Here is a 15217-nt window from a genome sequence, read left to right as displayed (position 1 = left end):
CCCATGGGCGGGTATATTCTCAGAAGGCTGATGCTGATCATTCCAACCCTGATCGGCATCATGCTACTCAATTTTGTCATAGTCCAGGCGGCTCCTGGCGGCCCCATCGAGCAGATGATTGCGGAGATGGAAGGCCACGGCGGCAGCGCTCTGAGCCGCGCATCCGGAGGTGGTGGCGGGCCCGAGGTTTCCGCCGGCGAAAGCCGTGGGGAGCGAGGCATCCCGCCCGAACTGCTCGAGGAACTGGAAGTACTTTACGGTTTCGACAAGCCCGCCCATGAGCGTTTTTTCAAGATGCTCGGTGATTACGCCACCTTCGATTTCGGCGAGTCCTTCTACCGGGACCGCACGGTTATCGAGCTGATTCTGGACAAGATGCCGGTCTCGATATCCCTGGGCCTGTGGTCCACCCTCATCATCTATCTCATTTCCATTCCCCTGGGTGTCCGCAAGGCGGTAACCGACGGCTCCCGTTTCGATGTCTGGACCAGCTCCGTGATCGTGGTGGGCTATGCCATCCCCGGCTTTCTGTTCGCCATCCTGCTGATCGTGCTTTTTGCCGGAGGCAGCTATTTCGACTGGTTTCCCCTGCGCGGCCTGACTTCCCCCGGTTTTGACCAGATGACGTGGTACGAACAGGTCGGTGACTATTTCTGGCATCTGGCTCTGCCGGTTTTTGCCAACGTAATCGGGGGCTTCGCCACCCTCACCCTGCTCACCAAAAACTCCTTTCTGGATGAAATTGGCAAGCAGTATGTGGTCACCGCCAGGGCAAAAGGCCTGGAGGAGCGCCAGGTGCTTTACGGCCATGTTTTCCGCAACGCCATGCTGATCGTAATTGCCAGTCTGCCAGGGGTTCTGGTGGCGCTGTTCTTCACCGGCTCACTGCTGATTGAGGTCATCTTCTCGCTGGACGGACTCGGCCTGCTGGGCTTCGAGGCGGCCCTGAACCGGGACTACCCGGTGATCTTCGGCACCCTCTACATCTTTACCCTCATGGGGCTGGTGCTGAAGCTGGTCAGCGACATTACCTACGTGCTGGTGGATCCCCGCATCGACTTCGAAAGCAGGGAGAGCTGAAATGCGGATGCCCAGGCTCTCACCCATTCAGCAGCGCCGCCTGGCCTCGTTCCGCAGGAACCGCCGGGGTTTCTGGTCTCTCTGGCTCTTCCTCGGCATTTTTGGCCTGTCCCTGTTTGCCGAGCTCATCGCCAATGACAAGCCCCTGATGATTGAATACCGGGACAGCTTCTACTTTCCGGTGGTTGAAAGCATTCCCGAGGAAACCTTTGGCGGCTTCCTGCCCACCGAAGCCGATTACCGTGACAGTTTCATCCTGGATGAAATAGAGGCCAACGGCTGGATTCTCTGGCCACCAGTCCCATTCAGCTACGACACCATCAATTACAATCTTGACCAGCCCTCCCCGGCCCCACCCTCCATGGAGAACTGGCTGGGCACGGACGACCAGGGCCGGGACGTGCTGGCAAGAGTCATCTACGGCTTCCGGATCTCCGTGCTATTCGGTCTGGTACTTACGGTGCTCAGTTGCATCGTGGGCGTCATCGTAGGCGCCATCCAGGGTTTTTACGGCGGCAAGATCGACCTGCTGGGGCAGCGTTTTATCGAGATCTGGTCCGGCCTTCCGGCCCTGTACCTTCTGATCATTCTGTCCAGCATCATCCAGCCGACCTTCTGGCTTCTTCTTGGCATCATGCTGCTGTTCAGCTGGATGGGGCTGGTGGATGTAGTGCGGGCGGAGTTCCTGCGGGCCCGCAATTTTGAATATGTGAAGGCCGCCAGGGCCCTTGGGCTGGGAAACCGGATGATCATGTTCCGGCACATACTGCCCAATGCCATGGTTGCAACTCTGACCTTCGTGCCCTTCATTCTAACCGGCGCCATTACCGGCCTTACGTCACTGGACTTCCTTGGTTTCGGCCTGCCTTCAGGCTCCCCTTCGCTGGGTGAGCTGATCGCCCAGGGCAAGACCAATCTTCATGCGCCCTGGCTCGGCATCAGCGCCTTCGTGAGTCTGGCCCTGATGCTTACTCTGCTGGTTTTCGTGGGGGAAGCCGTACGTGACGCATTCGACCCGAGAAAGAGCTGATATGGCAGACCTGCTGACGCTGGACAATCTCTCTATCGCCTTCGGTACCAATGAGCCGGTGGTCCGGGACGTGTCCCTGACCCTGAGCGAGGGCGAAACCCTGGCCTTGGTCGGAGAAAGCGGCTCAGGCAAGTCGGTCACTGCGCTGTCCATCCTCAGGCTGCTGGATGAGCGCCAGGTGTCCTATCCTGGCGGCACCATCAAGTACCAGGGCGAGGATCTGCTCAGAGTACCGATCAAACGGCTCCGCCAGATCCGTGGCCGCGCGATCAGCATGATCTTCCAGGAGCCGATGACGTCGCTCAATCCGCTGCACACGGTGGAAAAGCAGATCACGGAAACTCTCGCTCTGCACCGGGGAATGCGCGGGCCCGAGGCCAGGCGTCGCTGCCTTGAGCTACTGGATCTGGTTGGGATCCAGGACCCGGAAAGCCGCATGAACAGCTTTCCCCATCAGCTCTCCGGAGGCCAGAAACAGAGGGTCATGATCGCCATGGCGCTGGCCAACGAGCCGGACATACTGGTGGCGGATGAACCCACTACCGCCCTGGATGTGACGGTGCAGAAACAGGTGCTGGAGCTACTCAAATCCCTCCAGAAAAAGCTGGGCATGGCCATAGTTCTGATCACCCATGACCTGGCCATCGTGCGCCGCTACGCGGATCGCGTGGCCGTTATGGAACAGGGCCGTATCGTTGAACAGGCGGACACGGAGAGTCTGTTCAGAGCCCCCTCTCACGCCTATACGCGGCGGCTGCTGGATGCGGAGCCGCCGGCGTCACCGCCGGCCCTGGAATATAAGCCGGAAGCCATGCTCAGGGTCGAAGGTCTGAACGTCCAGTTTGTGATCAAAAAATCCCTTCTGGGCAAAACCAGAAAAGCCTTCCGCGCCGTGCAGGACGTCAGCTTTCAGCTGGGCAAGGGCGAAACCCTGGGGGTGGTGGGAGAAAGCGGCAGCGGCAAGACAACCATCGGCCATGCCCTGCTCAAGCTGATAGGCAGCGACGGCAACGTCCAGTTCCGGGACACCGCCCTGGGTGGGCTCAACCAGCGGCAGTTCCGGCCGTTCCGGAAACGGATTCAGATTGTCTTCCAGGACCCATTCGGCAGCCTGAGCCCGCGCATGTCCATTGCGGAAATCATCCGGGAAGGACTGGAAATCCATGAACCGGATAGCGCCGAAGCCCATGACCGGAAAGTGATTCAGGCTCTGACGGATGTCCGCCTGGATCCGGAAACCCGACACCGGTACCCTCATGAATTTTCCGGGGGCCAGCGTCAGCGTATTGCCATTGCCCGTGCTCTGGTCCTGCAGCCAGACCTGATTATCCTGGACGAGCCCACGTCAGCCCTTGACCGCACCGTACAGAAGCAGGTCATCGAACTGCTGGGAGAGTTGCAGCGGCGTTATCGGCTGAGCTATATCTTCATCAGCCACGACCTGGCAGTGGTCCGGGCCCTCAGCCATCAACTGCTGGTGCTCAAGGATGGCCAGGTAGTGGAATACGGGCCCGCGGAGCGCATTTTTGCAAGACCCCAGGCGGAATACACGAAGACCCTGCTGAGTGCTGCTCTGTATTACCAGCAGACGGAAGGGCCGGCTACGACCAATTGAGCGTTACCAGAAACCGCCGGCATCGGACATAATGGCGGCAAAACCAGAACAGGGGAGAAGAGACTCATGGGATTACTCAGCGGTAAGCGGGCACTGATCGTCGGTGTTGCCAGCAAACTATCCATCGCAGCGGGCATCGCCGAAGCATTTTACCAGCAGGGTGCCGAGCTGGCCTTCACCTATCAGAACGAAAAGCTCAAGGGCCGCGTTGAGGGGTTTGCGAAGGACTGGGGTAGCGAACTGACTTTTCCCTGTGACGTTGCAAGCGACGAGGAAATCGAAGCGGTATTCACAGAACTGGGCAAGCACTGGGACGGAATTGACATCATCGTGCATTCGGTGGGCTACGCCCCCGCCCATGAGCTCAACGGCAACTACGTTGAAGTCACCACCCGTGAGGGGTTCCGCACCGCCCACGAGATAAGCTCTTACAGCTTCGTGGCCCTGGCCAAAGCGGGCCGGAGCATGCTTCGGGAAGGTGGCTCACTGCTCACCCTGACCTATCTCGGTTCTGAAAAGGTCCTGCATAACTACAACGTCATGGGTCTGGCCAAGGCATCGCTGGAAGCCAACGTGCGCTACATGGCCGCCAGCCTCGGCGAGGAAGGTATCCGCGTCAACGCCATATCCGCCGGTCCCATCCGGACTCTGGCCGCCTCAGGTATCAAGAGTTTCCGCAAAATGCTGTCGGAAAATGCCAAACGCGCGCCCCTGCGCCGGAACGTGACGATAGAAGAAGTTGGCAACAGCGCGGCGTTCCTGAGCTCCGACATGGCCAGTGGTATCACCGGCGAGATCCTGTACGTGGATGGTGGTTTCAATGTTACTGCCATGGGCCCTGTGGAAGAGTAATCCCGCAGGATTTTAGCGCAGAATTGGCGCAGGCATGGCTCAGTCCTGAGTCATTGCCTGCGCCATGGCGTCCACCCACTCTATATAGGAAGTTTCGTCCGAGGGCAGGATTTTCAGCCCTGTAACCCAGCCGTCATGGCCTCTCGACTCACACCAGACCACCTCCACTGTAAGGGCGTAACTGCCGCCGGAACCCGCAAGGGACACGGCCATTGGCAAGAGCGCTCCGGGGGTCAGCGGTTCCCTGGTCTCGATACACAATCCGTTTACCGACAGATCGTTGGTATGGCATGCAATGCGGTTGCCGGACACGTCCTCATCCGCTTCAGGGTCGGGCGCCTCCAGCTCCAGCTCGATTCTGACACGGCCGGTCAGGCGAAACTCCGAACGCTGATCGTTCTCCGGCGAAACCTGTCCTTCCTGACCAAAGCTGTAATTGTCCTGGTTCATTCACTTCTCCCGCCAATCCCGGCTGTATGGATCAGCCCTGGCCTTTTCCCACCCGAATACGGCCAACCACCCGTGACAGGGTGTCGTCGAATTCAGCCGCCTGATTGAGCACCCGCGCCCCGCCTGCTGCAACCAGGGTCGCCAGATCCTCCACAATAAATTCTGTTCGATTCAGACCAAGCCGATCAACAAACACCAGTTTCCGGGATGCGTTGATCCTTATGGCCAGCTTTAGCCTCTGGGCTCCGGCACTGGTCCCATCACTCTGTGTCGTCGGCTGGTCTTCCCTGCGCTCGATCGCGATCCAGCCCCCAGCCTTTATGCCATCCACCTGGACCAGGGCCTCGGCAAAACGGGCTTTCTCAAGGCGCTCACGGGCCGCGGCTTCATCCTCCATGCGACGGGCATCGGCCTCAGCCTTGAGCCGCTTCTGTTCTGCCAGGGCTGCAGCCTCCTCTTCCCGGCGCCGCAGATCAGCGGCTTCCTTGTCGGCCCTCAGGGCGTCAGCCTTTGCCTTTGCCTCGGCGGCGGCTTTCTGTCTCTGACGCCGCTGGGCCAGCAGAACCCGGGCCAGAGCTTCCACGGTATCCGCCAGCACCGATGCGAAACGGTTAAGGTCCGGCAGAAGCTTCAACTGGCCCTGTTCGATCGACTCAACCACACCCAGCCAGGAACTCAGGCCGAGCTTGACCCCGAAACCATTGGTCCAGAGCACCTCGCCGGAATGCTCAAGAAGGTCCAGCAAATAGCGCCGCTGCTCCTTATTGCCCTCTCCTTCCACGAACCAGTGACCGCGGTATGTCTGCAATTTGTCCGGGTCTACTCTGGTGCTTGCCAGCCAGCGGCCATCAAATGGAAAAGGTCGTTCAGGGGAAATCGCAGGCTGCATGTCGGGCATTTCGCCCCGAAGCCTGGCTACAAGAACCGACTCTATGCCCTGGAGCGAATCTGCAGGCATGGTTTTGCCCTGGACCCGACTCCAGACATCGTTCAACTTGTCACCCAACTGCTCGCCAACCTGGTACAGCCGGTCACGGTCCCGGTCTGAAAGGCCCGGGTCGCCCACCCACACCAGCCATTCCAGAAGCTTGCTGGCATGGCGCCAGTCATTGCTGTCAGTACCGGACGCCCAGGCGACCTGTCGCAACAGAGGCAACCAGGTCTGAGTGACAAAGCTGATAACCAGTTCCGGCAATTCCCGGCCTTTGAGGGTACGGCCCACGGTGGCTCTGGCAACCTGCTCCGCCTGGCGCTGACTCGCTGCACCCTGCTCGGTTTCCAGCAACCGTTCGTGCAGCCGGACCGAGCGCTCCTGGCGCTGGGCGGCTTCCCTGTGCCAGTCGGAAGCAAACTGCCCAAAGGGCTCAAGGGACTGTGTTTCAAAACTGCGGGATACGACGATCACCAGGTTATCCAGCTGATCCAGCAGCGCCCGGGACGAACGCCCCCCGGAGTCACTCCAGCCACGCAGATCGGCAAGACTGTCGATCCAGTCACGAATACTGTCTTCAAAGGCGGATGCACCACCTTCTCCCATGCGCCAGGCCAGCAGAAAACGCAGCCGTGCTACACGCTGCACCAGCACCGGGTGCAGGCCGGAGGTGCGGAGAAAAATATCCATAATGCGGTCGGCAATATAGGCGGCATTAACCTGGGTCACGGTCCAGGTCAGGGAAACGGACTTCAACAGATGGGTAACGGATTCATCCCGCTGCTCTTTCCAGCAGGATAATAAAAGCGGGCGCCAGTCCGGCTGCTGATCCGGCTCCACCCGCCCCACCGGATAGGGCAGGTCCGGCACACGGATGCCTGTCAGGATGGCATCAATACGTTTTTTGACTTCACCGTCTGCCTGAGTGTCCGGTGATTCCGGGAGAGAGTCAGCTGCCATTCGGTCCAGTGCCATTGAGTCGGGAGTCAGAGTGGCTCAAGCGAAGTAAAACGCCACCGCCAGACATTGCAGCACGAGGCCGGGCCCGCGTCCACAATGGCTGCGTATCAGTTTGTCGCTGCGTTGCAAAGACCAGGCAAATAACGCAGTATATCCAGCACTCAAATCAGGTACTTCGCGCGCCCTCAGCCCCGGCTTTACAGCCATTACCGGCTGGCGGGCTGAACATTTCGGGGATCATAACAACATGTCCGGCAGTAAACTCGAGAACGTCAACGTGGCCAGTCAGGAAGCGCTAATCACACCGGAGGCGCTTAAAGCCGATATGCCTTTGTCCGAGAGCGCAGCTGAGACGGTAAGCCGTGGACGCCAGCAGATCTTTGACATCCTTGACCGCAAGGATCACCGCCTTTTTGTCGTGGTCGGGCCCTGCTCCATTCACGATGTCAAAGCCGCCCATGAATATGCCGGCAAACTCAAGGCCCTGGCGGATGAGCTGAGCGACACCCTGTGTATCGTCATGCGGGTGTATTTTGAAAAGCCCCGGACCACCATCGGATGGAAAGGACTTATCAACGACCCCCATCTGAATGATTCCTTTGATATCGAACAGGGGCTGCAGATCGGCCGCCGGCTTCTGCTGGACATCGCCGAGCTCGGCCTGCCAACAGCTACCGAAGCGCTGGACCCCATCTCCCCCCAGTACCTGCAGGACACCATTTCCTGGTCCGCCATCGGCGCGCGCACCACTGAATCGCAGACCCACCGGGAAATGAGCAGCGGCCTGTCCATGGCCATCGGTTTCAAGAATGGCACCGACGGAAGCCTGGATGTTGCCATCAACGCCATGAAGTCGGTCGCTCATCCCCACAGCTTCCTGGGCATTGACCAGAAAGGCCAGGTGTCGATCGTCCGGACCAGGGGCAATGCTCACGGCCACGTGGTTCTTCGCGGTGGCGGCGGCAAGCCCAACTACGATTCGGTGAGCGTCGCCCTGTGTGAACAGGCACTGGCAAAATCCGGCCTGCGCCAGTCCATCATGGTGGACTGCAGCCACGCCAACTCCAGCAAGGATCCGGGCATCCAGCCACTGGTGATCCAGGATATCGCCCATCAGATTCTTGAAGGCAACCAGTCCATCCAGAGTCTGATGGTGGAGAGCCACCTCAACTGGGGTAACCAGTCGATTCCGGAGAATCTGGAAGACCTGAAATACGGCGTATCCATCACCGACGCCTGTATTGACTGGCCGACCACGGAAAAGGCCCTGCGGGACCTGCGCGACAAGGTCAGGGATGTACTGCCGAAGCGGATCAGCTGACTCGCCTGGAAGCCAACATGAAAAACAGAAAACGCCCCGTTTAACGGGGCGTTTTTTTGGTGGGTTCCCTGCCCTGACTACTCCCGGTATTCCGGGAAGTCGGCCCCAAGCCAGTCAAGCCGTGTACGCAGGGTTACCACATGTCCGATGATAATCAGGGTCGGCGCCTGAACCCCGCTTTCACTGACTCGCTCGACAATATTGTTCAATTCACCCACCACCACCCGCTGGTCCCGCGTGGTGCCCTTCGAGATCAGTGCCACCGGCATGGCTTCGTCCATGCCGTGAGCAATCAGCTCCCGGGTGATCACAGCAAGCCCAACCAGACCCATGTAAAACACAAGGGTCTGGTTGTTCTGCACGAAATCATTCCAGGGCAGGTCGCAGGTGTCATTCTTCAGGTGGCCTGTCACGAAGCGGACCGACTGGGCATGGTCCCTGTGCGTCAGGGGTATGCCAGCGTAGGCCGCACAACCGGAGGCAGCCGTGATGCCCGGCACCACCTGAAAACGGACGCCCGCGTCCGCCAGGGTCTCTATTTCCTCACCGCCGCGGCCAAATATGAATGGATCCCCGCCTTTCAGGCGCAATACCCGGTGGCCCGCCTTTGCCAGTTCCACCAGCCGGTCATTTATCTTTTCCTGGGGCAGGGTATGCCTGGAGCGCTGTTTGCCTACGTGTATCCGCTCGGCTTCCGGTGGTATCAGGTCCAGAATCTCCGGTGAAACCAGTCGGTCGTACAGCACCACGGTAGCGGTCGTGATAATCCGCCAGGCCTTGAGCGTGAGCAGTTCAGGATCGCCGGGGCCAGCACCAACCAGAAACACCTCGCCCTCGGAGCTGTTCGGGTTTGCGGTTATCGGGTTCCCCCGATAGCGGGGCGGCAGTGCCGGCCCGGGACGCGCGTTTGCCTCTGACGGCCTGTGCTCACGATCGCTCATTGAATCTTCTCGAGACCTCCCATGTAGGGCCTGAGAACCTCGGGAATACGGATGCTGCCATCCGCCTCCTGGTAGTTTTCCATCACGGCGACCAGGGTTCTGCCCACCGCAAGGCCGGAACCATTGAGTGTATGAACCGGCTCCGGCTTGCCGGTTTGCGGGTTACGCCAGCGGGCGTGCATGCGGCGTGCCTGGAAGTCCCGGGTATTACTGCAGGAGGAAATTTCACGGTAGTTGTTCTGCCCTGGCAGCCAGACCTCAAGATCAAAAGTACGGGCCGCAGCAAAACCGATATCGCCCCCGCACAGCTCCATCACCCGGTAGGGCAGTTCCAGAAGCTGGAGTACCTTTTCCGCGTGGCCGGTCAGTTCCGTCAGGGCCTGCTCGGAGTCCCCGGGCCGGACGATGTGAATGAGCTCTACTTTGTCAAACTGGTGCTGCCGGATCAGTCCCCGCGTATCACGGCCATAGGAGCCGGCTTCACTCCGAAAACAGGGGGTATGGCAGACAAGTTTCAGGGGCAGATCTTCCGGATCAAGAATGGAGTTGCTCACCAGGTTGGTGGCCGGAACCTCAGCAGTCGGAATCAGGTAAAGACGGTTACCACCCTCGCCTTCCACGCGGAACAGATCTTCTTCGAACTTGGGCAGTTGCCCGGTGCCAAACAGGGTGTCCGCATTGACCATGTAGGGAAGGTAAGTTTCAGTATAACCATGCTTGCTGGTGTGAAGGTTCAGCATGAACTGTGCAAGGGCCCGGTGCAGGCGGGCAATCGGCCCCTGCATGACGGCAAAGCGGGATTGTGCCAGCCTGCTCGCCTTTTCAAAGTCCAGGCCGCCCAGACCCTCTCCCAGAGCCACGTGATCCTGCGCGGGAAAGTCAAAGGATGGAAGGGAGCCCCAGAGCCGGATCTCCAGGTTGTCATCTTCGCTTTTGCCTTCAGGGACGGTTTCGTCCGGCACATTGGGAATGCCGGCGAGAAAGGCATCCAGCTCTTCCTGCAGGGCCCGGAACTCTTCTTCCGCTTCGGAACGCTGTTTTTTCAGATCTTCCACTTCATCCAGCAGAGGCTGGATGTCTTCCCCTGCAGCTTTGGCCTTGCCGATGGACTTCGAGCGGCGGTTCTGCTCACTCTGCAGGGTCTCCGCCCGTATCTGAAGAGAACGGCGGCGCTCTTCCAGGGACTCGAAAGCGGGCTGATCAAAGCTGAAGTGTTTGACCGCCAGTCGGCGTGCGATCTCTTCCGTCTGATTGCGAACACGTTTGGGGTCGAGCATGGTCATCCTGTGTGGTCAATGGAATGAATCGAAAACGGCAATAGTCGACGCATTATACCCGCCCTGACCCTGGTGACCACAGCACCCGGCCAATTGTGCTGGCCGGGCCATGATCGCGAAAGCCCTCAGCGATCGCCGGAGGGGAAGCGTCTGCGGTCACTGCCCTGATTCAGGGCATCCAGTCTTGCGCGCTTCTCCGCCAGCCGGATCTCCAGACCCCGCTCCACGGGTTCATAATAACGGCGGCCTCTGATCGCCTCTGGCAGGTATTCCTCGCCAGCGGCAAAAGCGTCCGGCTCGTCGTGGGCATAACGGTATTCATCGCCATGGCCCAGACTTTTGAGCAGTTTGGTGGGGGCATTGCGCAGATGGACGGGTACTTCGTAATCAGGTTCCGCGCGGATACTGGCCACGCAGGCATTGTAGGCCTTGTAGACGGCATTGCTCTTGGGGGCCAGTGCCAGATAGGTCACAGCCTGGGCCAGAGCCAGCTCCCCTTCGGGCGACCCCAGCCGTTCCTGGGTTTCCCAGGCGTCCAGGCAAAGCCGGAGCGCCCTTGGATCCGCATTGCCTATATCCTCACTGGCAATCCGGACCAGCCGACGGGCCACATACAACGGATCGCAGCCGCCATCAAGCATCCGGCACATCCAGTAAAGCGAGCCGTCCGGATCGGACCCCCTGACAGACTTGTGGAGCGCTGAAATCTGATCGTAGAAGACATCACCGCCCTTGTCGAAGCGCCTGAGGCTGGTCTGTAACACCAGTTCCAGTTGCCGTTCGCCAATGCAGGGGACCCCGTCCCCGTCCGGCTCCGCCAGATCCGCCCCGACCTCAAGAATATTGAGCGCACGCCGGGCATCACCGCCTGCGGCCCGGGCCATCATGCCAAGCACGTCTTCCTCCACCCGAACAGAGTTATCCAGGCCCTCCGGCGCCTCCAGTGCCCGCTGCAGAAGCGTAACCAGATCTTCTTCTTCCAGGTTTTTGAGGACATAGACCCGGGTCCGGGAAAGCAGTGCACTGTTCAGTTCAAAGGAAGGGTTTTCAGTGGTGGCACCGACAAATACGAAGGTGCCGTCTTCAATGTGGGGCAGAAAGGCGTCCTGCTGGCTCTTGTTGAACCGGTGGACCTCGTCCACAAAGAGAAGCGTTTCCCTGCCTTCGCCCTGTTGCCGCAGTCTGGCCCGGTCGACAATCGCGCGAATATCCTTGACCCCGCTCATCACCGCGGACATGGTCTCAAAGGAAAGCTCGGAGAGATTGGCCAGCAGGCGGGCAAAGGTGGTCTTGCCGACGCCAGGGGGGCCCCAGAGAATCATGGAATGAAGCTGCCCCTGCTCCACCGCCCTTCTCAGAGGCTTCCCGGGCCCAACCAGATGGGCCTGGCCCACATACTCGCCAAGACTGCGGGGCCGCATGCGGGCGGCCAGAGGCTCGATGCCCCGCTTGTCCGCAAACAGGCCCTCCTGCATCAACCGGCGCCCTGGATCACATCAACGGTGTCAGGATATTCCAGCTCAAAGGCGCTGTCCGGAATTTCCTCATTAATCCGGATATTGTCGAAGTTCAGAACGCTTCTCTGTTCCAGTGAATCCTCCAGCCTCATTTCCTGCAGTTCACCGTCATAAAAGGTGAGCGTCAGGGCTAAAAACAGGGAATCCTCACTTTTCGGCACCAGGGTGTATTCCCGGGTCTTTTCACCAAAGGACCGGGAGGTGACGTCGTAGGTCGCGGCAAGATTCTCAACTTCTCCGCTGAGCAGCAGGGCTGGCGTACCGGCAACCTGTTCGTCCATCGGGTGGATGGTTACCTGCTCAAGATCCGGGTCATAGACAGTTACCCTGTCGCCGTCGGCGGAAATAAACTGCCTCATCGGCTCTTCTGTTTTCCAGTAAAAAAGCCCGGGGCGCTTTGCCTTCAGGGTGCCCCGGGCCTCCTGGACCTTCGCACCCTGGGCGTCGATGACCGTCTGGACAAAATCCGCCTGGAATGTGCGGTAGCTGCGAAGCTCTTCCGCAAGCCGTTCCGCGCTGTTCCCGCCCCCGGCTGCTGCGGTGGTGGCCGCAAGAGCGAACGCCAGACTCCAGATCCAGATGCTTTTAAGAACCATGCATATTCTCCTAATCTCTTGGGGGCGGCGGCGCGAGCACTTCCCGCGCGCCATTGTTACCGGCCGAACTCACCACTCCGGAAGCCTCCATGGCCTCCACGAGATTGGCAGCGCGGTTATAACCAATCTTGAACTTTCGCTGTACGGATGAAATGGACACCCGGCGCCCCTCTGTCACAAAAGCGACTGCTTCATCAAACAGGCTGTCGGACTCGCTGTCCCCGCCGTCGGAAAAACTCCCGGGCACGCCAGGCAGGCTTTCACCTTCCGCGCCGCTCAGGACATCATCCACATACACGGGTTCGCCCCGTTCTTTCCAGGCACTGACCACCCGGTGGACCTCGTCATCGTCTACAAAAGCGCCATGCACCCGGACTGGCAGGCCGGAACCCGGGGGCAGATACAGCATGTCCCCGTGCCCCAGAAGCTGCTCCGCCCCACCCTGATCCAGCACGGTCCGGGAATCAATCTTGGATGATACCTGGAACGACATGCGGGTGGGTATGTTCGCCTTGATCAGGCCGGTGATGACATCCACTGAGGGTCTCTGGGTGGCGAGGATGAGGTGGATGCCGGCCGCCCGGGCCTTCTGGGCGATTCTTGCTATCAGCTCTTCCACCTTTTTGCCCACGATCATCATCATGTCGGCAAATTCGTCAATAACCACAACGATGAAAGGGAGAGTCTCCAGTTCCGGCCGTAACTGCTCATCATTGTCCAGGTACTCGTCCGGCTTCCAGAAGGGGTCGAGCAGAGGCTCACCGGCCTCTGCAGCGTCCTTCACCTTGCGGTTGAAGCCGGCCAGATTACGCACCCCAAGAGTAGCCAGCAGCTTGTAGCGCCGCTCCATCTCCGCCACACACCAGCGCAGGGCGTTGGCGGCATCCTTCATGTCCGTGACCACGGGGGTCAGCAGATGGGGGATGCCGTCATAAATGCTCAGTTCGAGCATTTTCGGGTCCACCATGATGAACCGGACTTCCTCTGGAGTGGCCTTGAGCAGCATGCTCAGCAACATGGCATTCACCCCGACCGATTTGCCGGAACCGGTGGTCCCGGCGACCAGCAGGTGGGGCATTTTCGCAAGGTTGGCGACCATCGGGTTGCCACCGATATCGTTACCCAGCGCGAGAGTCAGCGGCGAGGTGGACTCAGTGAATACGCGGGCGCTGAGCACTTCACTGAGACGGACCATCTCCCGGGTTTCATTCGGAATTTCAATGCCCACCACCGACTTGCCGGGAATCACCTCCACCACCCGCACACTCAGTACGGCTAGAGAGCGGGCAAGATCTTTCGCCAGATTGGAAATCCGGCTGACTTTCACCCCGGCCGCCGGTTTGATCTCAAACCGGGTAATCACCGGGCCGGGGTTAACCTCGACCACTTCCACGGAAACACCAAAATCCGCCAGTTTTTCTTCCAGCAGGCGGGACATGTGCTCGAGAGACTCCTCGGAGTAGCCGGTTTCCTTGCGCTCATCCGGTGGGTCCAGCAGTGAAATCGGCGGGACTGACGATTCAACATCATCAAACAGCGATGGCTGCTTCTTTCCCGCTGCCTGCGCTGGCTCTTCATTCCGCTTGAACGGTGAAATTTTAAGAGCTTTTGCAATTGCCGCGGGTGTTGCTTCAGGTTCCCCCCTGCCCTGCTTTGCCGAAGGCTCTGCGGACATGGATTCCACCGGAGTCTCCGGGGCCGCATCCCGGGATGAAAAACTTTCCAGCCTTCCCGGTTCGCTGATCTGGCCCATGAGGCCATCCAGTGCTGGCTCGCGCCTCTGCGGTGGCGCTTCCTTCTTGCGCCGCACACGGCCAATGCCGAGCAGGCGCTTCCACCAGGGGCGCTCGTTACGATCGGGAACACGACTCTGGACAATCGGAGGCTCCACTGCCTTCTGGTCAGCTTTCTGGCTGTTGGCCTTTTTGCCAGTGGAAGAAGCAGAGTCATCCGCGGCTGGTTTTTTCCGGTCGGAAGAACTGAACAGGGATTTGACTGCGGCAATGAAGCCAAGAGTCATATTGCCAACCCTGTCCATGAGGCTGAACCAGGACAGGCCAACGGTTATGGTGAGTGCAAACAGGAAGATGGCCACCAGCAACAGGGTGGTGGCCGGCAGGTTAAACAGACGCACCATGGCCTCCGATACGGCGACGCCCAGGGCGCCCCCGGACGAAGCCCCCAGACCAAATACCGAGTAAAGAGACAGCAGGCTGGTCGCCGACAGGAGAATCAGCAGAAAACCGCAGAATCGTACGAGGAACAGGGGCCAGTGCAGGTCCAGGGGCTGATGCCGCAGCCGGATGAGCATCAGGGCATAACCTGCGACCATGACAGGAAACAGGAAGGCAACCTGGCCAAAGCAGTCCCGCAGCAGGCTCGCCAGCCAGGCTCCTGTCCGACCAGCTGCGTTGGAGACATGGGTTTCATGGCCGATGCTGGCCCAGCCAGGATCAGCCGGACTGAAGGTGACCAGCGCCATGGCCAGGTAGATGCAGAGTGCGATCAGCGCAATAACGGCGCCCTCCCGGGCGCCTTCAGCCACAAGGCGGCTGAAACGCTCCTGCTTTTCGGTCAGTTCTGGCGCTGTTGCTGCTTTTCTGGACTGGGCCATGGATGATCAGACTGCTCCGTTGCTTTGTCGTGG

At 59.6% G+C, this 15217-nt stretch carries 12 protein-coding genes; 5 read left to right on the top strand and 7 right to left on the bottom strand.

Annotated features, from left to right (window positions below):
- Positions 1-3: 3 nt before the first annotated feature.
- From LG327_RS13000 to LG327_RS12985, 4 genes are all read left to right on the top strand, one after another.
- Positions 4-1080: a microcin C ABC transporter permease YejB gene (locus tag LG327_RS13000; RefSeq protein ID WP_404362423.1), complete on the top strand. Its 1077-nt coding sequence runs from the start codon at positions 4-6 to the stop codon at positions 1078-1080.
- Positions 1081-1087: 7 nt separating this feature from the next.
- Complete coding sequence (locus LG327_RS12995) at positions 1088-2110, top strand: ABC transporter permease (protein ID WP_404369419.1); 1023 nt, start codon at positions 1088-1090, stop codon at positions 2108-2110.
- A 1-nt stretch (position 2111) separates the two neighbouring features.
- Positions 2112-3725, top strand: a complete 1614-nt coding sequence (locus LG327_RS12990) for an ABC transporter ATP-binding protein (protein ID WP_404362421.1) — start codon at positions 2112-2114, stop codon at positions 3723-3725.
- A 66-nt stretch (positions 3726-3791) separates the two neighbouring features.
- A complete protein-coding gene (locus LG327_RS12985) occupies positions 3792-4577 on the top strand; it encodes an enoyl-ACP reductase (RefSeq protein ID WP_404362419.1) in 786 nt (261 codons plus the stop codon).
- 39 nt (positions 4578-4616) lie between these two features.
- Here the strand turns inward: LG327_RS12985 and LG327_RS12980 are convergent, their stop codons facing one another.
- Both LG327_RS12980 and LG327_RS12975 read right to left on the bottom strand, forming a co-directional pair.
- Positions 4617-5027, bottom strand: coding sequence for a PilZ domain-containing protein (locus LG327_RS12980; protein ID WP_404362417.1), 411 nt, complete (start codon positions 5025-5027; stop codon positions 4617-4619).
- A 31-nt stretch (positions 5028-5058) separates the two neighbouring features.
- Complete coding sequence (locus tag LG327_RS12975) at positions 5059-6918, bottom strand: DUF1631 family protein (protein WP_404362416.1); 1860 nt, start codon at positions 6916-6918, stop codon at positions 5059-5061.
- Positions 6919-7165: 247 nt separating this feature from the next.
- On the opposite strand from LG327_RS12975, the gene LG327_RS12970 reads away from it, so the two are divergent.
- Positions 7166-8239 carry a 3-deoxy-7-phosphoheptulonate synthase gene (locus LG327_RS12970; RefSeq protein WP_404362414.1) on the top strand — a complete coding sequence of 358 codons (1074 nt, stop codon included), beginning with the start codon at positions 7166-7168 and terminating at the stop codon, positions 8237-8239.
- A 77-nt stretch (positions 8240-8316) separates the two neighbouring features.
- Here the strand turns inward: LG327_RS12970 and cobA are convergent, their stop codons facing one another.
- From cobA to LG327_RS12945, 5 genes are all read right to left on the bottom strand, one after another.
- Entirely contained in the window at positions 8317-9180 is an 864-nt protein-coding gene (gene cobA / locus LG327_RS12965) for a uroporphyrinogen-III C-methyltransferase (RefSeq protein ID WP_404362412.1), read from the bottom strand.
- Positions 9177-10457: a serine--tRNA ligase gene (gene serS / locus LG327_RS12960; protein WP_404362411.1), complete on the bottom strand. Its 1281-nt coding sequence runs from the start codon at positions 10455-10457 to the stop codon at positions 9177-9179. Before serS ends, cobA begins: the two co-directional genes overlap by 4 nt.
- Before the next feature lie 125 nt (positions 10458-10582).
- Positions 10583-11932 (bottom strand): replication-associated recombination protein A, encoded by a 1350-nt coding sequence (locus LG327_RS12955; RefSeq protein WP_404362409.1) that lies wholly within the window; start codon positions 11930-11932, stop codon positions 10583-10585.
- The gene (gene lolA / locus LG327_RS12950; RefSeq protein WP_404362407.1) at positions 11932-12570 is read right to left on the bottom strand and encodes an outer membrane lipoprotein chaperone LolA; all 639 of its coding nucleotides are present in this window, start codon (positions 12568-12570) and stop codon (positions 11932-11934) included. Before lolA ends, LG327_RS12955 begins: the two co-directional genes overlap by 1 nt.
- 10 nt (positions 12571-12580) lie before the next feature.
- On the bottom strand, positions 12581-15184 hold the full coding sequence (locus tag LG327_RS12945; protein ID WP_404362405.1) for a DNA translocase FtsK: 2604 nt from the start codon (positions 15182-15184) through the stop codon (positions 12581-12583).
- Positions 15185-15217 lie beyond the last annotated feature (33 nt).

Origin of the sequence: Marinobacter sp., assembly GCF_044799475.1 — a bacterium.
Taxonomy (GTDB): domain Bacteria; phylum Pseudomonadota; class Gammaproteobacteria; order Pseudomonadales; family Oleiphilaceae; genus Marinobacter.
This window is presented reverse-complemented; position numbering and strand designations above follow the sequence as displayed.